Annotated in this window: 19 protein-coding genes; 10 read left to right on the top strand and 9 right to left on the bottom strand. The window is 68.5% G+C overall.

The genetic code is table 11. The features are described 5' to 3' along the window. Positions 1 to 17 precede the first annotated feature (17 nt). The 4 genes from J2X34_RS11415 to J2X34_RS11400 are packed head-to-tail and all read right to left on the bottom strand — an operon-like array spanning position 18 to position 3165. Positions 18 to 1028: a hypothetical protein gene (locus J2X34_RS11415; protein WP_114724397.1), complete on the bottom strand. Its 1011-nt coding sequence runs from the start codon at positions 1026 to 1028 to the stop codon at positions 18 to 20. After that, positions 1025 to 1600, bottom strand: coding sequence for a DUF4274 domain-containing protein (locus tag J2X34_RS11410; RefSeq protein WP_429517279.1), 576 nt, complete (start codon positions 1598 to 1600; stop codon positions 1025 to 1027). Before J2X34_RS11410 ends, J2X34_RS11415 begins: the two co-directional genes overlap by 4 nt. Further along, complete coding sequence (locus J2X34_RS11405; protein ID WP_114724395.1) at positions 1590 to 2648, bottom strand: ankyrin repeat domain-containing protein; 1059 nt, start codon at positions 2646 to 2648, stop codon at positions 1590 to 1592. Before J2X34_RS11405 ends, J2X34_RS11410 begins: the two co-directional genes overlap by 11 nt. Further along, positions 2635 to 3165, bottom strand: coding sequence for a TetR-like C-terminal domain-containing protein (locus J2X34_RS11400; protein ID WP_181818962.1), 531 nt, complete (start codon positions 3163 to 3165; stop codon positions 2635 to 2637). Before J2X34_RS11400 ends, J2X34_RS11405 begins: the two co-directional genes overlap by 14 nt. Before the next feature lie 46 nt (positions 3166 to 3211). Between J2X34_RS11400 and J2X34_RS11395 the strand changes: the two genes are divergently transcribed. Further along, positions 3212 to 3715, top strand: a complete 504-nt coding sequence (locus J2X34_RS11395) for a DUF2004 domain-containing protein (protein ID WP_429517276.1) — start codon at positions 3212 to 3214, stop codon at positions 3713 to 3715. Positions 3716 to 3853: 138 nt separating this feature from the next. Here the strand turns inward: J2X34_RS11395 and J2X34_RS11390 are convergent, their stop codons facing one another. From J2X34_RS11390 to J2X34_RS11380, 3 genes are all read right to left on the bottom strand, one after another. Then, positions 3854 to 4105: a hypothetical protein gene (locus tag J2X34_RS11390; protein WP_114724392.1), complete on the bottom strand. Its 252-nt coding sequence runs from the start codon at positions 4103 to 4105 to the stop codon at positions 3854 to 3856. Between the two features lie 322 nt (positions 4106 to 4427). Next, positions 4428 to 5393, bottom strand: coding sequence for an NAD(P)H-dependent flavin oxidoreductase (locus J2X34_RS11385; protein WP_429517274.1), 966 nt, complete (start codon positions 5391 to 5393; stop codon positions 4428 to 4430). Positions 5394 to 5437: 44 nt separating this feature from the next. Further along, a complete protein-coding gene (locus J2X34_RS11380) occupies positions 5438 to 7000 on the bottom strand; it encodes a class I adenylate-forming enzyme family protein (protein ID WP_429517272.1) in 1563 nt (520 codons plus the stop codon). Positions 7001 to 7092: 92 nt separating this feature from the next. On the opposite strand from J2X34_RS11380, the gene J2X34_RS11375 reads away from it, so the two are divergent. From J2X34_RS11375 to J2X34_RS11345, 7 genes are all read left to right on the top strand, one after another. Continuing rightward, positions 7093 to 8286, top strand: a complete 1194-nt coding sequence (locus J2X34_RS11375) for a thiolase family protein (protein WP_114724416.1) — start codon at positions 7093 to 7095, stop codon at positions 8284 to 8286. A gap of 53 nt (positions 8287 to 8339) precedes the next feature. After that, complete coding sequence (locus J2X34_RS11370) at positions 8340 to 9281, top strand: winged helix-turn-helix transcriptional regulator (protein WP_114724415.1); 942 nt, start codon at positions 8340 to 8342, stop codon at positions 9279 to 9281. A gap of 181 nt (positions 9282 to 9462) precedes the next feature. Continuing rightward, positions 9463 to 11124: an aldehyde dehydrogenase family protein gene (locus J2X34_RS11365; protein ID WP_114724389.1), complete on the top strand. Its 1662-nt coding sequence runs from the start codon at positions 9463 to 9465 to the stop codon at positions 11122 to 11124. A gap of 2 nt (positions 11125 to 11126) precedes the next feature. Then, positions 11127 to 12323, top strand: coding sequence for a thiolase family protein (locus tag J2X34_RS11360; protein WP_114724388.1), 1197 nt, complete (start codon positions 11127 to 11129; stop codon positions 12321 to 12323). 36 nt (positions 12324 to 12359) lie between these two features. Continuing rightward, the gene (locus J2X34_RS11355) at positions 12360 to 14099 is read left to right on the top strand and encodes a class I adenylate-forming enzyme family protein (RefSeq protein WP_429517268.1); all 1740 of its coding nucleotides are present in this window, start codon (positions 12360 to 12362) and stop codon (positions 14097 to 14099) included. 2 nt (positions 14100 to 14101) lie between these two features. Next, the gene (locus tag J2X34_RS11350) at positions 14102 to 14629 is read left to right on the top strand and encodes a PaaI family thioesterase (RefSeq protein ID WP_258558178.1); all 528 of its coding nucleotides are present in this window, start codon (positions 14102 to 14104) and stop codon (positions 14627 to 14629) included. A 2-nt stretch (positions 14630 to 14631) separates the two neighbouring features. Beyond that, positions 14632 to 16113 (top strand): carotenoid oxygenase family protein, encoded by a 1482-nt coding sequence (locus J2X34_RS11345; RefSeq protein ID WP_114724386.1) that lies wholly within the window; start codon positions 14632 to 14634, stop codon positions 16111 to 16113. A 139-nt stretch (positions 16114 to 16252) separates the two neighbouring features. Here the strand turns inward: J2X34_RS11345 and J2X34_RS11340 are convergent, their stop codons facing one another. Then, positions 16253 to 17491, bottom strand: coding sequence for an acetyl-CoA acetyltransferase (locus J2X34_RS11340; RefSeq protein ID WP_114724413.1), 1239 nt, complete (start codon positions 17489 to 17491; stop codon positions 16253 to 16255). Between the two features lie 403 nt (positions 17492 to 17894). Here J2X34_RS11340 and J2X34_RS11335 point away from each other — a divergent pair, with 403 nt between their 5' ends. Continuing rightward, a complete protein-coding gene (locus J2X34_RS11335; protein ID WP_429517263.1) occupies positions 17895 to 18842 on the top strand; it encodes a winged helix-turn-helix transcriptional regulator in 948 nt (315 codons plus the stop codon). Positions 18843 to 18861: 19 nt separating this feature from the next. Here J2X34_RS11335 and J2X34_RS11330 read toward each other — a convergent pair whose 3' ends face one another. Then, positions 18862 to 20460, bottom strand: a complete 1599-nt coding sequence (locus tag J2X34_RS11330) for a Na+/H+ antiporter (RefSeq protein WP_429517261.1) — start codon at positions 20458 to 20460, stop codon at positions 18862 to 18864. Positions 20461 to 20519: 59 nt separating this feature from the next. Between J2X34_RS11330 and J2X34_RS11325 the strand changes: the two genes are divergently transcribed. After that, a complete protein-coding gene (locus tag J2X34_RS11325) occupies positions 20520 to 20849 on the top strand; it encodes a UBP-type zinc finger domain-containing protein (RefSeq protein WP_114724383.1) in 330 nt (109 codons plus the stop codon). Positions 20850 to 20890: the final 41 nt, after the last annotated feature.

The following is a 20890-nucleotide window of genomic DNA, read 5'->3' as shown; positions in this document are numbered from 1 at the left end:
TCTGATCGCGACCCTCGTCACTCATCTCCGGTCCGTGTCCGATCCCGATCGATGTACGTCTCGGCCAGTGCAAGTGCGGTGTCGTCGAGCGCGCGACCCGGCACGAAGAACGCCGCCTTCCCCGCCATGTTCCGAAACACGATGCCGTCCTTGATGCGCACCGCGTCGGAGAGCGAATTCCACGGCGCACGCGATGAGCCGAACCCGCCGCCCAACCCCAGCCCGTCCGCATCGATCCGCACGGTGAGTCGCGATCCGACACTCATGGCGTCGTCGACCGCCTTCGCGGCAATGCGACGAAGGATGACCACGAAGACGACAAGCAGCAGGATGAGGGCGGCGATCACCCCGAACGCGAACACCCCGATGGGGTGACCCGACACCGCCGACACAATGCCGACGAGCAGCGCGATCGGGAGCGCGATCATGCCCGTGATCCGCAGGCGACGCGACACCGCCCCATCGACGAATGCCTGCCGGACAGCCGCCTTGTCCGCCCCGTCGATCGTGATGCTGTTCTCGAACACAGCCGGTGGCTCGTTTCCATGCATCGCCGGCTCGGTGAGCGACGCACGAATCCACTCGAACGCCTGCCGAGTCTCCGGCGGCGCGAGGAAGTCATCCAACGGCGCCCCACTTGCCTGGAAGTCCGCCTGCTCGAGCAGCGCGATACCCAGTGCGGCGATCCGCTCCGGCGATCGATCCTCCAGATAGGCGGCCCACGTCTCCAGCGCGGTGATCGCGCGCAGGAGATCCGGATCCATGTCGCCGTCCGACAGATCGCCCTCGTCGATCTCCTCGATCCATACCCGAATCTGCTCGGCAGACGCCGTACCTGCTCCGTCGGCCGCCGCGCTGACGGCGCGTGCCCCGGCCTCCGTCAGCTCTGCTGCCGCTGCCGCCGCCACGCCATCCGCTGTGAGGAGCTCCCGCGTGACCGCGAGCCCGAATGCGGCCTGCGCCTCGGCCGTAGCGTGGGTTGCACACTCACGAACGGAGCTCTCGACTTCCGCATAGCAAGTCATCATTCCTCGTCCTCGTCCTCGTCGTCGTCCCGCCATGCAGCTTCGAGCGCATCGAGCACGGAAGGCGGCATCCCCTCGTTCCATCCGTGGGACTCCACGTATCCGCGGATGTCGACGTCGTCTCCGGTGACGGACTCGAACATCACCGGAGGGATCAGCCATCCCGGATCGTCTTGTGCGCCCAGCGCTTCCGCCGTCCAGTCCTGGCCGGGGTGCTTCGGATTCCCGGTCGGAGTCGAGAGATCGTTCGCCGGGTCGAACGACGCACCGGCGCCCGCCACCGTGCCGGAGACGACACGGTCCTGCAGCACATGCACATTCGCCCATCCCGCGCGATTGACCGACGGCACATCGGCCTCGCTGCGGAACCTCTGGTAGTAACCGGGCTGGGAGTACCAGTACAAGGCCGCCGCGGTGGCACGATCGAGCTTCGGATGCGCGGCCATCCATGCGATCAGCTCGGACTTGCCGTCGTAGTTCGTCGCGAGTGCGGTCACCAACCACTCGGTCGCGGACGCTCTCTCCAGGAACTCGCGCATCAGACGCAGCTCCAGTTCGTCGAAATCAACGCCCATAGTTCACCTTCCCCAGCGGTACCGATATCGGATTCAATGCGACCCACGCGACCGCGAGTTCGCTCAGGCGATACACCTGCGCGTCATCCCCGTCGCCGGATTTCAAGGCCCGCGAGAGGCTTTGGGCCTCCTGCAGTTCGCCGGCCGGGAGCGGGGTGCCGCTCGCGTAGTGCTCGGGCAGCGCAGCGAGCATGTTCCTGAAGTCGCGGCCCCAGTTCGGGCTTCCGTCGTCGAGGATCTCCCGCGCGATCCGTCCGGTGAGGCGGACCACCTCGCCCTGCACGGTCGCCGCAGGGCCGTTCGACGGCACCAGCAACTCCCAGAGCGCCTGATGCTGGTCCTGCCACGCGCCCGCGGGAACCGCGATCGGCGAGACGCCGTCGTGTCGCCGACGCCCGGCAACAGGCGTGACGCCGAACAACCGGTAGAGCTCCGCGAGGCCGGCCTCGGTCTCGTCGAGGAAGTCGGGGTTGAAGTTGTCCCGGTGGAACTCGAACTCCGTGCCGATCCGGGTCACCGCGGCCCGCATCTCCTCGGTCACGGGATCCCCGGCGTCGAGGAGTAGCTTCGCGACGCGGGCCATGCCCGGGATGAAGAAGTTCTGCGTGCGTCGGAGGCCGGCGAGCATCGGTGTCTCGCCCCTGCCGTTCAGGATTCGGGCATCGGCGCCGTGTTCGAGCAGCACCCTCGTCGCGTCGGGGCGTTGGCCTCCCGTGGCCGCGTGCAGCGGCGACTCGCCGTACCGGTTCGGTCGTTGAATGTCCGCCCCGAGCGACAGCAGGAGCGGGATCTGCTCCGCGCGACCTCTCGATGCTCTCGTCCAGAGTGGGGTGTCCTCATAAAGGTCCGCGGCATCGACATCGAGTCCCTGCTCGACCAGCCAGACGATCAGCTCGTCCGGGCACTCGACGAATCCGAGGGCGGTCTGCTTGCCGGATCCGCCGCGGGCATCGACCATCGTCCTGTCGAACACCGCCTTCAGATCGTCGAGCGATGCGGTCTCCAGCATCTCGTCGAACTCCTTCGGCAGGGTCTTACGCTTCGCCACGATGTCCTCCTTGCAGCGGGTCCATCTGCCGGACGGCCTGAGCGACCGCGTCTTCCGCGTTCGCGACTCCCAGGTCTCTGAGGACCGATGCGACGATCGCACGTTCGAAGTCCTCGTCGATCGGCGCCATGCCCGGAAGTGCCGCACGGAACAGCATGGGCGCGCAAAGTTGGATCTCGCCGCGCACGATCGCTTTCTCCAGCACCTTGACGGTCGCCGCGCGTTGGCGATGGATGAACTGCTCCGAGAAGGCATCTGCGGTGATCGGATCCCGAAAGCAGGAATCGAGGATCAGCGGCAGCAGCCCCTCGGCGAGCGGGTCGTTGTACATCTCGCGCTGTGCCCGCGCGATGACGAGCAGATCCTCCGCGAGTGAGCCGGTGTCTTCGGTCGGATCGGTCGTGGCGGCCCTCGGACGACCGGTCGTCCCCCCATTGAGCTTCATTGCCGGACCAGTGTAAGGGAAGTCGTTGGGTCCTGATCGTCGGGCCTTCGATCCGTCCGGGCGCCAGATCAACTGGGCGGCGCGGCTTCCCGTCCCGGATGGATGGCACGATCGGATCATGAATCAAATGACGAGCCGGTTCGCGGGCCCCCTCGATTTCGGCGACGACGCGTTGGCCGGCGCCATGCTCCCCGCCGGCATAGACGGATTCGGAGTGGGTGCCTGGTATTGGATTCAGGGTGATGAGACTCTGAACCAGAGCGAACTCGACAAGGCAGAAGTGGCTCTCAGCGATGTGCAGACTTTGGTCGCTGCGGCCTCCGTTGCTTTCGCCGCTGAGCTGACCGATCCCCAGTCGACAAGTTCATTGTTTCGCGACTTTCATCTCGAGGAGATTCCCGAAGAGATGGTGTGCGACTTGTTCGACGTGGACACCGGTGAGGTTGTCACCGACGGCGTCTTCCTCGACCATCTGGTCCTCGTCGGTATCGCGATCAGCCCGGCGGCGACGGAACGGGTCCTCGCACTCGACTTCGCGATCGGTGCTGACAAGCCCACCGACCAACTGCTTGTCGCCGTGTGGGATCGGAACGGCACCGTTACCGTTCACCACGAAAGTTGATTCCGGGGACCGAGACCCGTCCCACCTGGCTTCGCGATGTCTGCCTCGATCCGGCATGTCCCGGCGCGGGCACGGATCCTTGCGGATCCGCACCCGGGCCGGGACATGGCGCGATGCGAATCGCACCGCCTGCCGCGCTCAGCTGCTCGCGATCGACCCGATCAGCGACACGAGGTCGGTGAGGTCAATGCCGAATACGCTGGAGCCGGTGCCCATTTCCCCATTGATGTCCGTCGTGGCGCAGGACAAACCATCTTCGGACTTGACTTCACCGGAGGCGCAGTAGACGGACCCGACCCCCTGCGTAGCCGCCGAGGCAGCGCCGGCCGCGGGCACCATCAAGATTCCCGCGGTGACGAACATCAGACTCGCAGCAAAACGGCGATTCATTGGCATGCTCCCGTGTAGTCGCGTTCGATACCGACGGTTGGCATCGACTCCCGATTCGCGGACGCTATCGCAGCACCGTGCAGCCCACAGAAGAATGCACAGATTGGTTCTTTCCGCCGCCTTCGGCGGCTCTTCCGAGTTGATGGGGTTCCGGGCCCCGGCAAATTCGTGAGTGAGACGTGCCCGCTGTTCATTCGCTCGAGCGGTGCGCCGGAGCGAAGCCGCCACCCCGCAGGTCTCTATCGCACTCCCAGAATTGAAGGCGGGCAGGAGGTTCGGCAGAGAAGCCATGGCGGAGAAGATTCGACTATCCCCGCGGAACTCAACGCACGGAGGTCGTGATCACCTGACTCGCCCGCTGCAGCGCCGCGACGTACTCCCTTTCGATCGTCTCGACGATCGCGCTCACCGGTTCGATCGCGCGGATGGGCTGGAGCCCTTGGCCGGCGGCCCAGACGTCCTTCCAGCGCTTCATCGATTCCGCACCCGCGGTGTAGTTCTTTTCTCCGGACGGGCGTGTCAGGTTGTCGGGGTCGAGTCCGCAGGCGACGAGGCTGGGCTTGAGCCAGGACGCCGGGGTGCCGGTGATCGCGGAACTGACCACGAGGTCGTCGGGCCCGGCGTCGACGACCATCTGCTTGTACCCGTCCACGGCCATGCTCTCCGCGGCCGCCAGGAACCGGGTGCCCATGTAGACCAGGTCGGCGCCGGCGGTGATCGCACCCGCGACACCGTGCCCGTCGCTGATGCCGCCGCCGATGATGATCATCCCGTCGAAGAACTCGCGCACGGCCGACGTGAACGCGAAGGGCGACAGGTGGCCCGTGTGTCCGCCTGCGCCGGCCGACACGCAGGCCATGCCGTCCACGCCCGCGTCGGCGGCCTTGTGCGCGAGGCGCAGGTTCACGACGTCGGCGATCACCGTGCCGCCGTAGCCCTTGACGATGTCCATCACGGGCTTCGGGGACCCGAGTGCGGTGATGACGATCTGCGGCTTGTACTCGGCGATGAGGCGCAGATCGTCCGCGAGGCGGGCATTGCTGCTGTGCGTGATCACGTTTGCCGCCCACGGGGCGACCGGGGCTGTGGTGGCCTCCGCCGCGCGGAGCTGATCGGTGATCGATCCCATCCAGGTGTCGAGATCCGCCGCGGTACGGCAGTTCTGGGTCGGGAAGGAGCCGACGATGCCGGCGGTGCAGGCGGCGGTGACGAGTTCCGGGCCGGACACCAGGAACATCGGTGCCGCGACGACGGGCAGACGCAGGGTGGTCAGGAACGAGTCGGTCATGGTGTCCTCTGTGGGGATATGTCGGTGAAAGTGTGTGCGTGCGTTCACGATGTGGCTCGGACGAGGACGTCGAGCAACTCGGTGGCCGCCGCCCGATCCACCTTGCCCAGCGCGGTCAACGGGAGACGCTCGACGCGGTGCGCGGCCTTGGGGCGTTTGTAGTCGGGCAGACGGCTGCGACTCTCCGCCAGCACGACGCCGCCGTCGATTCTCTCCGCGGCCCCCGAGGTGTACGCGGCGACGATGCGTTGCCCCCACACCTCGTCCGGCAGCCCGACGACGACGACGTCGTCGACGCCGGGGATCGCGGAGATCGCCTCCTCCACCTCGCGGGGATAGACGTTGTATCCGCCGGTGATGATCATGTCCTTGCTGCGGCCGGTCAGGTGGATGTAGCCGTCCGGGTCGCGGTAGCCGAGGTCGCCCGAGTGCAGGTGGCCGTCGACGTGGCTCTTGCCCAAATCCGTTCGCGTGCCGGCATTGTGATAGCCGGGGCTGACGGCGGGGCCGGTGACGACGAGCTCGCCGACCTCGCCGTCGAGGACGGTGTCGTCGAGGGCGCGGAACGCGATGTCCACCCCCGGGCATGTCCGCCCCACCGAGCCGAGCAGGTCGGCGTTCTCGAGCACGCCACGGCGGTGGTCCGCTGCGGTCAGCACCGTCAGGGGTGGGATCGCCTCGACCATTCCGTAGTACTGCACGAGATTGGGCGTGATGCGGTGATACGCCTGCCGGACGTGCTCGACCGGCATCGGTGCGCCCGCATACGCGAGCATGCGCATGCGTCGTCGCATCACCGACAGCCGATCGTCGTCGAAGTCCAGCAGTCGGGCGATGACTGTGGGCACCAGCGCGGTGTGCGTCGCGGAGTGGGCCTCGACGGCGTCGATCAGACCCGCGGGGCCGACGTGATCGAGCAGCACCTGCCGCCCGCCGGCCTCGAGGAACGGCAGCACGAACAAGCCGCTGGTGTGAATGACGGGGCCCGCGTGCAGGAACACCGCCGGCTCGGCTCCGTCGAGGGTGCCGGCGAGCACGTGGGCGCGAATCGCGTCCAGCGAGGCCAGCCGGTTCGCGTGGGTCCGCTGGGCGCCCTTGGGGATCCCGGTGGTCCCGGACGAATAGTGCAGCGCGCACAGCGAACTCGGTTCGGGTGTGGGTAACGGGGCGCGGCCCGCGACACCGGTCGCCAACTCGTCGACCGAAGGCCCGGTCGACGACGTCCCGCCGACGGAGATCACGGTCGGCGTGGTCGTCCGGGCGGCGAACTCGGCCGCGCCGTCTATCCGCGGGTCGACGATCAGCGCGTCCGGTTCGCAGTCGTGGACGACGCGTTCCCAATCCGTCCGGCCCACACGTGGATTGAGCGAGACCCGGACGAACCCGCCGATCGCCAGCGCGAGATCGACCTCGACCGCGGCGGCGGAGTTGCCGAGTAGGACCACGACCCGGCTCCCCGCCGCGATGCCGAGACCGTGCAGGCCCCCGGCCAGCGCGTGTGCCCGGTCCGACAGTTCGGTGAACGTTCGAGACTCGCAGTTGTCCTGGATCGCGATCGCGGGCCCGTACCGATCGGCCGCGGTTCGAACCACCTCGGCTATGGACATGGGACTCCCTCCATTCGCTACAGTTATTGAAGTAGACAACGACCGGGCGGGTTTTCGCAAGGGCCGCCCAGCCCGCAGAGGAGGAGTCCCGCATGACCCGACGCCTGTCCCCATCCGACCGACGCGCACCGTGGGTGATCGATGCAGTCCGGACCCCGTTCGGCGCGGTCAGAGGGGCGCTCTCGCACGTCCGGGCCGACGACCTGGCCGCGCTTCCGATCGCGGACCTGGTCCGCAGGCACCCCACGCTCGATCCCGGCCGCATCGACGACGTCGTCTGGGGAAATGCCAACGGCGCGGGCGAGGACAATCGGAACGTGGCCCGGATGGCGTTGCTGCTCGCGGGGCTTCCCCACACGATTCCCGGGGTTTCGGTCAACCGGCTGTGTGGTTCCGGCGCCGAGGCGGTGTTGTCTGCGGTCAGGCGTGTCGAAGTGGGCGACGCCGAGATCGCGATCGCCGGCGGCTCGGAGAGCATGAGCCGCGCTCCGTACGTACTTCCGCCGGTGGACACCGCGTTTCCTCGGTCGATGGAGCTGATACCCACCACCGTCGGGTGGCGCATGCCGAACCCCCGATTCCCCGCGGCCTGGGTCGAGACGCTCGGCAGATCGGCGGAACTGGTGGCGCAGCAGGTGGGCGTCGGCCGGCTCGAGCAGGACGAATGGGCGCTTCGGTCCCATGAGCTGGCGGGCCGGGCGTGGGCGGACGGTGTGCACGACGGCTTCGTCGCGCCGCACCCGAACCTCGACCGCGACGAATCGATCCGCGAGACCGACCTCGCGACCCTGTCCGCCCTGCGGCCGGCCTTCTCCAGCGGCGGCAGCGTCACCGCCGGGAATTCGTCGCCGATCAGTGACGGAGCGGTCGCGGCCCTGGTCGGCACCGGAGCCGCTGCCGACGACCTCGGTGTCGAACCGCTCGGCCGGGTGCTGGCCTCGGCGGTCGTCGGCACCGAGCCCGACAAGTTCGCGCTGGCGCCCGTGGCCGCCATCGGGAAGGCCCTGGACCGTGCGGGTCTCGGGCTTGCCGACGTTCGAGTGCTCGAGCTCAACGAGGCGTTCGCCGCGATGGTCCTGTCCTGCCTTCGTGAACTGCCCGGCATCCCGGTAGATCGGGTCAACCCGTTCGGCGGCGCCATCGCTCTGGGTCATCCGCTCGGTGCATCGGCGGCCCGAATGGTGGTCGATTGCCTGCGTCATCTGCGCCGGCTCGGCGGGGGAATCGGGGTCGCGGCTGCGTGCATCGGAGTGGGCCAGGGCATCGCTATTGTGTTGGAGGCCTGACAGACGATCCGACAGGATGCGATCGTCGCGGGCAGTGCCTGGAGGTGGGTGACGTGGCCGAATCCGGGGCCGCCGCGCCTCAGAGCCCGGTTGCCCAGACGATCGACCTGCTCGGTGACCGGCTGACTCTCGCCATCCTGCGCGAGGCCTTCGTCGATCATGTGCGGCGCTTCAGCCAGTGGATCGACCGTACCGGCGCTCCACCGGCCATGCTGACGGCCCGACTGAACGCGCTGGTAGAGGCCGGGCTGATGGAGCGCCGGCCGCAACAGGACGGCGGCGACCGCCACGACTACCTCCTGACCGAACTCGGCATGGCGACGTGGGAGATCCTGGCCAGCGTCTGGGCCTGGCAGCGCGAGTGGTCCCCGGAGGGGCTGCTGCAACCCGAGTTGGTGCACATCGACTGCGGCCACCGGGGGCCACCGGCGTTGATGTGCCGGCACTGCGACGGCGCCGTGGGCACGCGGGATGCGCAACTCGAACTGGACCCCGAATCGCTGGTTCTCGTGGCCCGGAGCGGGCGCCGGCGATCGACTCGTAACGCCCCGTCGGTGAGCCGGGCCGACCTGCAGTTCACCGAGGTCATGGAGGCGATCGGTGACCGCTGGAGCGCCCTTGTCACGGGCTTGGCGCTGTCGGGGGTTCGCCGATTCGGCGAGTTCCAGTCGATCCTGAAGATCTCGCCGACGACGCTCACCGAGCGACTGGTGCGGTTGTCCGAGGTGCAGATTCTCACCCGGAGCGAACACGGCACCGGTCGCGACTACGTGTTGACCCCGCGTGGCCGAGGGCTGTTCCCGATCTTTGCGTTCCTGCTGTCGTGGACACAGGTCGCGCATCCCGACGAGCTCCCACTCGGCCCGAAGCTCCGCCACCGCGACTGTGGCTCCTGGCTGCTCCCGGCACTGCGCTGCCGCGGGTGTGAGGCCAGGCTCGAGCGCACGTCCGTGCGCTTCGAACCCTTTCCGTTCGGCACCCAGCTCCCGCGCTAGACGCAGCACCCTCTCCATCGAGCGGTTCGACGTGGTCGACCGTTGACAACCCATGCTGTGTGCTGGTTCACTTCAATAACAGTAGTTACTTCGGTCAAACGAGGCGGCTGCCCTCGGCGGAGGGTCCCACCCCGATGACTGACTGATCGCCACAACTCTGTTGACACAGGAACGAGCGCCCATGTTCTTCGAATCCCACCTCGAACTGCTGCAGGCCGCGGCGGAGGCCAACCGCACCCGCGCCGCGTGGACCGGATATGCGCCCATCGCCCCGCCCGACGCCGCGCAGTCCGACGTCCTCGTCGGCGCCTATGACGGTGCCACCCTGAAGCTTTCGTCTCCCACCGACTCGGTGATCACCGCCGACGAGGTATCGCCGTACACCGGGAAGGCGCTCAACGTCACCTACAGCGCGCCGTCCGTGGACGAAGCGCTCGAGGGTGCGGCCGCCACCGCCGCCGCCCTCCGCGACGCAGGTGTCGAGCTGCGGGTCGGCGTGTGCCTCGAGGCTCTGCACCGGATTCACCGCCGCGGCCAGGAGTTTGCGGCCGTCACCTCGCACACCACCGGACAGAGCCTCAACATGGCCTGCAGCGGGAGCGGAACCAACGCGCTCGACCGCGGCCTGGAGGCAGTGGCGATGGCCTGGTCGGCCATGACTCGGGTCCCCGAACAGGTGACGTGGCAGCAGAGATTCGGCAAGTCGGACGTGACCCTGCAGAAGCGATTCCGCGCCCGCCCGCTCGGCACCGCCCTCGTCGTCGCCTGCGCCTCGTTCCCGGCCTGGAACGCCTACCCGGCGATCCTCGCCAACCTCGCGACGGGAAATCCGGTCCTCGTCAAACCGCATCCCCGCTCGGTGCTCGCGACCGCGCTCGCGGTGGGCGTGATGCGCGAGGTGCTGGTCGAGGCGCAGCTGCCGGCCGACGCCGTCCAGCTCGTCGTCGACACTGCGGACGCCCCCGTCGCGGTGAAGCTGGCCACCAGCCCCGACGTGCGGATCGTCGACTTCACCGGCAGTCCCACGTTCGGGTCGTGGCTGGAACAGAACCTCCCGAACACCCTGGTGTTCACCGAGACCGCGGGCGTCAACACCGTTGTCCTCGATTCCGTTTCCGACCTGTCGGCGGCCATGCGCACGCTCGCCGGCGGTCTCTCGCTCTTCAGCGGCCAGATGTGCACCACACCCCAGAACATCTACATCCCCGACGCGGGGGTGCTCACCGACGACGGCGTGATCGCACGAGATGACGTGATCGAGGCACTCCTGTCCGCGATCGACGACCTCGCCGGCGCACCCCGCCGCGCCGGAGCGGTCTGCGGGGCGCTGCAGTCCGACGCGACGCTGCACTCGATCACCGCGCTCGCCGACGCGGCCGAGGCGAACGGGACTCTGCTCCGCAGGCCGGTGCCGTACGCGCATCCGGACTACCCCCAGGCCCGGGCGGTGACTCCGCTGGTCATCCGGGTCGACCCGCGTCGGGGCGCAACGCTTCCCGACGGCGAACAGTTCGGCCCGGTCGCATTCCTCGTCGATTGCGCCGACACCGCGTCCGCGGTGGAGCACGCGACCGCGAGCGTCCGCAGTCACGGCGCGATCAGCTCGTACCTCTACTGCACCGATGACGCCGTCGTCGACGAGGTGGCCGATGCGTACGCCGATGCCGGCGCCTCCCTGTCGGCGAATCTGGTGTCCTCGATGCCCATGCAGTTCGCGGCCGCCTACAGCGACTACCACGTCACCGGCCTCAACCCGGCGGGCAACGCGACCCTCACCGACGAGTCCTTCGTCGCCGGGCGATTCCGCATCGTCCAGGATCGTCGCCAGGTCGGGGGCGAGTGACCATGTCCCAGTTCTCATCCGGCGTCTACATCTACGACGCGGTCCGCACGCCGAAGGCCCGCGTCCGGCGTCAGGGCGGCACGTTCGCCGACGTACCCGCGCACGAACTTCTCGCCCAGTTGCTCACCGCACTGCAGGAACGTGGGCTTCCCACCGACACCGTCGACGACGTCATCGTCGGCACCAGTACGGCCGTCGGTGAACAGGGCGGCAACGTCGCCCGTACCGCCGTGCTCTGGGCGGGTTGGCCGGACCAGGTCGGCGCCGGGGTGGTCTCCCGGCTGTGCTGCTCGGGACTGGACGCGATCGAGTCCGCCTCGGCCAAGGTGGCGTCCGGCATCGCCGACATCGTCGTCGCCGGCGGCGTCGAGTCGATGTCGCGGGTACCGATGCTCTCGGACCGGCCGGCGTTCGTCTCCGACGAGGAGCTCGGCGACCGCACGGGCTACGTGACCATCGGGGTCTCCGCCGATCTCACGGCAGCCGAATACGGTTTGACCCGGATGGATCTCGATGCCTACGCGGTGACCTCGCACCGGCGTGCCGCCGCGGCCCCGCCGTCCCGGTCGGTGATTCCGGTCCGCTCGGGCGCCACGACGATCCTCGAGTCGGACGAGGGACCCCGACCCGACATCAGTCTCGAGTCCCTCGGCGAACTCGCCACCCTCTTCGGGGAGGATCCGTCGTGGAGCAGGGTGGCGATGCGCCTGCCCGCTGTTCGGCGTCCCGATGGCGGGCTGCACACCGCCGCCACCGCCCCGCAGATGGCGGACGGTGCGGCGATGGCGGTCTTCGGGTCATCCGCCGCCCGCGATCGGATCGGCCGCGAGCCGATCGCGGAGGTGGTGGGCGTCGCCCAGGCCGCCGTGCGCTCGCCGCTGCTCACGGCATCGGTCGCCGCCTCCAGGCGTGCCCTCGCGAACGCGGGCATCACCGCCGGACAGCTCGACGTGATCGAGGCGAACGAGTCCTTCGCCGCGTCCGCCCTGGTGATGACCCGGGAACTGGGGCTCGATCCGAACAAGGTCAACCCGCTCGGTGGATCGCTCGCCACCGGCCATCCGCTGGGCGCAGGCGGTGGCGCTCTCCTCGTCAACGCCCTGGACCAGCTCTCCCGCGTCGACGGCGAGTACGCCCTGGTGACCATCCCGGCGGCGCTCGGGCTCGGTGCCGCCGTCGTCGTCCGCCGACTCCGCTGACCCTCTGCCCCCCAGACCACTGCCCGAAAGGACGCCATGAACGTCATCTCGGAAGGCCACGCCGCCAACCGTTTACGCCCGTGCCATCCCGATAGCCGTGTCGACGACTACCTCGAACACGGCTGGTGGTCGCCGCTCACCGTGCTGGATCTCCTCGACAACCAGATCCGGAGTCGCGGCGACGCCCCGGCGGTGACCGATCCGACGAACCTGCCCGTGCTGTGCGGGATCGAGCCGGACGCACTCACCTGGCAGGAACTCGACGCCCGCGTCGACGACCTGGCTGCCAAGCTGCACGAGTCGGGAATCGGTCCCGGAGATGTCGTGGCGGTGCTGATGCCCAACTCCGTCGCCCTGACCGCGACCTACTTCGCGCTGTGGCGCCTCGGAGCGATCGCGGCCCCGATGCCTGCCTCGTACCGACGGTACGAATTGACCCGGATCGTCGAATCCGCCTCGGCGGTAGCGGTTGTCACCGTCAACAGCCTGGGCGACCGGACGCCGTCCGACGAGGCGCTCAGCCTGATCGGCGAGGTGCCCTCCCTGCACACCGTGTTCACCTTCGGCCCGCCGGCGTCGAATCGCGGGCGGCCGCTGGACGCTGCCCCCGCCACCGACGAATCGGTCGATGCCGTGCGGCGTGCCTACGCGGCCCTGCCCCGATCGGTGAACGACTGCATCACGATCTGCTGGACCAGCGGCACCGAGGCCGCGCCCAAGGGCGTACCCCGGTGCCACGGTGACTGGATCGCGGTCGGGCAGGCGGTTCAGGACGGTCTGGAGACGGACGAGGCGTCCGTCATGCTCAACCCGTTCCCGATGGTCAACATGGCCGGGTTCGCGACCTCGCTGCTGCCGTGGCTGCTCGGCGGCGGTCACGTGGTCCACCACCACCCGCTGGACCTCGCCGTCTACCTCGATCAGCTCCAGCGCTATCGCGTCACCCACACCAGCATGCCGCCGGCGATTCTCACCATGCTGTTGCAGCGAGAGGACCTTCGGACCGCATACGACCTGTCCGCGCTCCGGCGGGTGGGGTCGGGCGGCGCCCCGCTTCCCCCCGGCGTGGTGCGCGACTGGCAGTACTCGCTCGGTGTCGAGGTGCTCAACTTCTTCGGCTCGAACGAGGGCGTGTGCATGCTCGGGGCCCCGTCGGACACGCCGGACCCGCTGATCCGTGCCGAGTACCTGCCGAACTACGGCTCATCGGAGAGGTCCTGGGCCACCGGCGTGGCCGAGCGCACCTCGGTGCGCCTGGTGGATCTGGCGACGGGCGAACAGGTCACGGCGGTCGGTGGGCGCGGCGAGCTCCGGCTGAAGGGACCCACGATCTTCGCCGGCTATCTCGAGGGAACCGCGGCGTCGAGCCCGTTCGACGAGGACGGATACCTCTGCAGCGGGGACATATTCGAGCTGTGCGGTGACAACGGCGAGTACCTCAAGTTCGTCGACCGGAGCAAGGAGATCATCATCCGCGGCGGGATGAACATCGCTCCGGCCGAGATCGAGGGGATTCTCATCGACCACCCCGCCGTCGCTGACGTGGCGATCGTCGGATACCACGATGACGTCCTCGGTGAGAAGTGCTGCGCGGTGGTCGTTCCCAAGGACGGGGACGACGTCGTGCTCGAGGATCTGGTCGAATTCCTGCGCGCCAAGGACGTCGCGTCGTTCAAGCTGCCGGAGCGGCTCGTCACGGTCGAGCAGCTCGCCCGGAACCCGGTCGGAAAGCTGCAGCGTCGCGACATTCGCGGCGAGGTCGCGAAGGTCGGCTGAACATGGGATCACCAGATGGCGACGGCGCGCCGGTCGGGCGGCCGCGCGAGACGCCGACCGGGTCCGGCGGCCACATCGCCGACGAGATGACCGCGATGCTCGAGGGGCGATTCCCCGGCCTGGTCGGAATGCGCATCCTCGCGGCGTCGGCCGCTGCGGTCACCGGCGAACTGTCCGTTCGCGAGGAGTTGCTGGCGCCGAACGGATACCTGCACGCGGCCACCGTCGTGGCCTTGGCCGACACGGTGTGCGGTGTCGGCGCACGGCTGGCGTTGCCCGCCGAGGCGTCCGGATTCACCACACTCGAACTCAAGACCAACTATCTCGGCACCGCGCGGTCCGGGACGGTCACCGTGACGGCGTCGCTCGTACACGGCGGACGGCGCACCCAGGTGTGGGACGCCACCGTCCGCGACGGCGCCGGGAATCCGATCGCGCTCTTCCGCTGCACTCAGCTGGTGCTCTACCCCTCGGCGCCGCAACAGCATTCATCCACTCGATCAATCCTCGACACCACCGAAGCGGAGTAGGCATGACTTCCACCCAGCCCCGCGCGAACGGCGACCCCATTGCCGTCGCTCGCCCGGTCGACGCCACCGACGACAATCCGTACACCCTCGGAGTGTTCGCGCCCGTCGACGACGAACTCACCCTGGACGATCTCACCGTCATCGGTGAGATCCCCAAGGACCTCAACGGTGTGTACCTGCGCAACGGCCCGAACCGGCAGTTCGCGGCGCCGGGTCGCTATCACATGTTCGACGGCGACGGCATGATCCACGCCGCGCACTTCGAGAACGGGAAGGTGCGGTACCGCAACCGGTACGTTCGGACCAAGGCGTTCCACGAGGAGTCCGATGCGGGCCGCGCCCTGTGGACCGGACTCATGGAGAACCCGAAGGACAATCCGTGGGGCAACGGACACGGCCTCGGGATCAAGGATTCCGCCAACACCGACGTCATCTACCACCGCGGTCAGGTCCTGGCGACGTGGTACCTCTGTGGAACGCCCTACAGCGTGGATCCGCTGTCCCTGGAAACACTCGGTGCGCAGGACTTCCTGGGTACCTTCGCGGGCGACATGATGGCGCACCCCAAGGTCGACGAGGCCACCGGCGAGCTGATCTGGTTCGACTACGGGCCCGACCAGGACTTCCTGCGCTACGGCATCATCGGCGCCGATGGTCGTCAGACGCACCTCGCGCAGATCGATCTGCCGGGTCCGCGACTTCCGCACGACATCGGGATCACCGCCAACTACTCGATCCTCATGGACCTGCCGCTGGTGCAGGACCACGATGCGCGCCGGGCCGGCAAGTACCGGATCTTCTACGATCAGGAGCTGCCCGCTCGATTCGCGGTCATTCCTCGTCACGGAAACGGCAGCGACGTCCGCTGGTTCGAGGTGAAGCCCTGCTACATCTACCACGTCGTCAACTCGTGGGAAGAGGGCGACGAGATCATCATGGACGTGTGCCGGGTGAAGAACCCTCAGCACCAGACGACCTTCGCCTCGCCGCTGTCGAACATGCTCGCGTACATGCGGCTCGATGCACAGCTCTACCGGTACCGCTTCAACCTGCGCACCGGCGCCACCATCGAGACCGAACTCGACAACGCCAACATCGAGTTCCCCAGCGTGGATTCGCGGGTCATGGGCCGCTCGCACCGGTACTCGTACAACATGAGTCTCGGGAACGAACCGACCCTGCTCTTCGACGGGCTCGTGCGCTTCGACTCGCAGACGGGCACCAAGGAAGAGCACAAGTTCGGTTCCGGGCGTTGGGGTTCGGAGGCCCCCTTCGCGCCGCGTGACGGATCGACGGGAGAGACCGACGGCTACCTGGTCTGCTTCGTCAACGACGAGGCCGAGGACCGAGGCGAGATCAACATCTTCGACGCCGAGGATGTCGCGGCGGGACCGATCGCTCGGGTGCTGTTGCCGCGCCGGGTGCCGTCCGGCTTCCATGCCACCTGGGTACGCGCCGATCAGCTGGCCGAGGCCCGTACGTAGAGAAACCGTCCCTCGGTCCGCGGTGCGGGCCGAGGGACGGTTCGAAGGTCTCCTGGGCGAGGCGGTCCGAAAACCGCTTCGCCCAGGAGGCTTTCGTCGTCTGTGGGCTACACGGGCACCCGGGCGGTGCGGATGACGGTCACCGGGTGCCTCGGATGACGACCGTGGACACCGCCGTCGTGAACGATCCACCGATGTTGACGGTGAGGGCGCGTCGGGCGTCGTCTACCTGGTGGTTTCCGGCCCGACCGGTGACCTGCCGCGCCGAGTCGAGCACCATCCGGACGCCCGTGGCACCGACCGGGTGCCCGTGCGACATCAGTCCGCCGCTGGGGTTCACCGGCAGCCGTCCGTCGCGTTCGATCGAGCCGTCCATCACCACCTCGCCGCCCTTGCCCGGGTCCGCCAGGCCGATGTGCTCGAGTGTGACCAGCCCGTTGATGGTGAAGCAGTCGTGGATCTCGGCGACGTCCAGGTCGGCTACCCCCGCGATCCCCGCGCGCCGGTAGGCGTCCTCGACGGCTCCGCGCAGGTGCGGGAAGAGGTAATCCTGGTCGGCGCTCTGGGCGAGCTTGTCCGCGAGCAGCAGGGTCGCGGTGCGGTGACCGAATCCGGCGATCGTGGCCTCCTGGTCCAGGTCGGCTCCGGTCCGCTGTGCCCACGCCTGCGCAAACCTCGGCCCGGCCAGCACCACGGCGGCACCGCCGTCGGTGATGCGCCCGCAGTCGGTCTTGCGGAGCATCCCCTCCACGATGGGGTTCACCTCCTCGTTCTCGTCGAAGGATCCCGCCGGGAAGTCCCAATCCCGAGTCTGTGCAAGACCATTGCGGGATCCGTTGTCGAACGCGATCTCGGCGAACCGTCCGAGATGCGCATGATCGAGGCCGTAGCGCCGTTCGTACTCCTGCGCGATGTCGGCGAAGAGCGCGGGCCACGGATACTTCACACCCAGCGCCTCCCGCCCCGCCCACGCCGCGGTACCCAGATATTCGGCGGCCGTCTGTGCGGGCACATTGCGCATCAGCTCGACCCCGACCACCAGCGCCACGTCGTATCGACCGGACTCGATGTCCGCACACGCGGCGAGTACCGCCGTGCTGCCGGAGGCGCACGCTGCCTCGTGCCGTGTACTCGGTAGGCCGTCGAGTCCCGGCACGGCCGCAACCACCATGCCGCCGAGCTGGGCCTGGCCTGCGAAGAGTTCTCCGGCGAGGTTGCTCACGTGCACGACACCGACCTCGTGGTCGTCGACCCGTGCGTCCGCCAGGGCGGCGGGCACGGTCTCGGCAAACATGTCGACCAGGCCGAGCCCTTCTTTCGACCAGTTCCTGGCGAAGTCGGTCTGGGCTCCTCCGAGCACGTACACGGGGTTCGTCATCTGTTCGTCCTTGTTGTCGTCGGGTTCGGGGAAGACGGCGGGTGACGCCGCACGACGCGTGGATGGGATGGGCGCCCGGCCAGGTCCACGGCGAGGCCGGTGGATATCGCCGCAGGTGGACCGGTAGCCGATCTCGGCACGCTCGGGTGTCGACGCGCGCCGGCGTCGCATCTCAGGCTAGCCTCGCGCCGCCATCACTACAAGATGAAGAGTTACTCGAACCGGCAGTGGCTCTGGTGAATCATGCAGCAGTGCAATGCAGGTAACGACCAATGGCAATGAGATCCCCATCGGGGGTGTCTCCTGTCGAACGAATCACTTCTCGATGAGAAGTTGAATGTGTGGAGAGGTGGGGTGCAACGCCACTGCGGCCGGACCGACGCTGTTTGCGATGATGGACGGCATGTCCACAGTCCCGCCGCGCCCCGCGGAGCCACCGGCCGCCCCGGCGTCGTCAGCGCTGGGGCGCGCTCTGCTCATCGTGGGTGACAGATGGAATCTGCAGATCATGCGGGCCGTCTTCGCCGGTGTCGAGCGCTTTGCACAACTGCGCGACGAGCTCGGGATCTCGGACGCAGTCCTCTCGCATCGCCTGGGTCGGCTGATGGACGACGGGATCCTCGACGCGCATCCGTACTCGACCGCGCCGCCGCGTAACGAATACCGTCTCACCGATCTGGGCGGCGATCTGTGGCAAGTCTTCGTCGCGTTGTGGAGTTGGGACCGCCACTGGGCGCCGTGGGCACCCGCCCGACCGACCACACAACTTCGCCACCTGACGTGCGGGCACGTCATCACCCCGGTGTTCGGGTGCGGCGGGTGCCAGGCGATCGGGGTGACGGCCCGCGACGTGCGGACCGAGGTCGATGCGCCGCTCCTCGTCGACGTCGCCGACCGCCGGTCCCGGCGCACGGCGAAGGGTGACGCGTCGGGGATGGACTCCACCAGTGTGCTCGCCGATCGCTGGTCGACCTTCCTGCTCGCCGCGCTACTCGAGGGCAACCGCCGATTCGGCGACTTGCAGGACCGGCTCGGATCGATCTCGCCGGTCACCCTGACCGACCGCCTCGCGTATTTCATCGACAACGGGATGCTGGTCCGCGCGCCGATCGTGGACGGCGCGCGACGGCAGGAGTACCGCACCACGCCCAAGAGCCTCGACTTCTTTCCCGTGTTCGCCGCACTCAACGCGTGGGCGGCGCGGCATCTGTCCGAGAATGGACGGTCCGGCCTGACCATCGTGCACAGCGCGGGCGAGCACCTCCTCGAACCCCAGTACACCTGCAACGCATGCAATGCCGTGTTGCGCCGTGCGGACACCGATTTCGTGACGTCCACCGCAGGGCGCTGACGAGTCGCCCCACAACGGCTCACTCCCGGTTGAGGGTTGCCTCCTCGAGGTCGAGTTCGCGCAGCACCTGTCGCAGTACCTCGTCGTCTATTCGTCCGCTGTCGCGCTCTGCGAGGAAGACGTTCCGCTCGGTCTCGAGCATCCGCAGGCGCAGTGCGCGGAACGCGGCGGACGGGCTCTCCCCCAACTCGGCCTCGCTGCGCCCGAGCCGTTCCCACGCGGCGTGGGCGCGGTGTTCGCTCCAGGTGCGCAGGATCTCCGCGGCCCGCTCGCGGACGGCGGCGGGGTCCCCGTCGGCGTTCGCGACCAGGCTGTCGAGCACCTCCGTTGCGGCGCGTGCTGCCTTGTCCTGCGCGGCGGCCAGTGCCAGCGCGTCCTTGCGGCGTTCTTCTTCGTTGTCGACTCCCCACCGGGTGATCAGCCACGGCAGGGTCAATCCGTGCAGGAGCAGGGTGCCGACCACGACAGCGAAGGTGATGAACAGGATCATGTCGCGTCCAGGGAAGGGGCCGCCCGAATTGACGGTCAGCGGGATCGCGAACGCCGCGGCCAGCGAGACCACACCGCGCATGCCGGACCATGCGACCACGAACACCCCTCGGGGAGGCGGCGCCGGCTCCCGCTCGCGGATCCGCGCGGACAGCAGCCGGGGGAGGTAGGTCGCGGGGTAGACCCACAGCAACCGGACGGCGATCACCGCGACGAGCACGGCAAGGGAGGCGCCGACGACTTCGGCCACACTGCGGCCGTGGAGCCCCTGCACCACGCTCGGCAACTGCAGCCCGATCAGTAGGAAGACGAACGATTCGAGGACGACGTCGACGGCCTTCCACACCGCGGTGTCCTGCAAGCGGGTCGCGTAGCCGGCGCGGGTCGATCGCTGGCCCAGATACAGGCCGGCGACGACGACCGCGATCACCCCGGAGCTGTGCACCTGCTCGGCCGCCAGGTATGCGACGAAGGGGACGAGTAGCCCGATCGCGCTCTCCATCACCGGATCCGCGAGCCGGGACCGGATCGCGGCGACGACGATCCCTACCCCGAGGCCGATCAGCGTGCCGCCGATCGCGGCACCGAGGAAGGTGCGCGCCCCCTCCAGCAGGGTCACGCCGGTGCCGACCGCTGCGGCGAGCGCGACACGGTAGGCGGTGAGCGCGGTCGCGTCGTTGAGCAGGCTCTCGCCGCCGAGCAGGGTCATGATCCGTCGGGGTAGGCCGAGGCGTCGTCCGATCGCGCTGGCGGACACCGCATCCGGCGGAGCGACGACCGCCCCGAGCACCAGCGCCGCGGCGAGGGGGAACTGGGGAATGGTGAGGTACGCGACCACCCCGACAACCGCGGTGGTGGCGAGCGGCAGCCCGATTGCGAGCAGCCCGATCGCGCGCGCATTGCGGCGCAGCGCAAGCGAGGAACTGTCGAGTGCGGCCGAGTAGAGCAGCGGCGGCAGTACCGCGAACAACACGAGATCTGGGTCGAACGCGGTGTCGGGGAGTCCGGGGATCTGCGACCCGGCCAGTCCGACCGGGACCAGCAACAGCGGCGCCGACCAGTTCAAGCGGCGCGCGACGGCGGCGGTGAGCAGCGCCGCCACCGCGACGGCGAGCAGGGCCACGTCCATGGCGTCCTCCTGCGGTCGGGTGTAGATATCCCACCCTGCAGCATGCAGGATGGGAGGTGATGAAGAGAGTTCTCCGACGCGCGGCTGACCACATTGGTGTCGGATCCCCGGGTCCGGCTGCGGCCGGACCCTGCGACGAACTCGCGGCGGCCGCCGGACCGGACCCGGAGCCGCGCACGCCCGGCCTCTGCGAGGAATGCGAGGCGCTCGGCGAACAGAACTGGGCGCACCTGCGGCTCTGCCTCACCTGCGGACACGTCGGATGCTGCGACTCGAGCCCCCACCGGCACGCGACGGCGCATTTCGAGCAGACGGGACACCCCGTCATGCGATCGCACGAGCCGGGCGAGGCGTGGCGTTGGTGCTACCGGCACGCCGAGATGGGTTGACGCCGGACGCCTACCGCGGCGGAGCCTCGAGTCCGACGAGA

The organism is Rhodococcus sp. BE178 (genome assembly GCF_050433545.1).
Taxonomy (GTDB): domain Bacteria; phylum Actinomycetota; class Actinomycetes; order Mycobacteriales; family Mycobacteriaceae; genus Prescottella.
The sequence above is the reverse complement of the archived record's forward strand: the minus strand, read 5'-3'. Positions and strand labels throughout refer to the sequence as shown.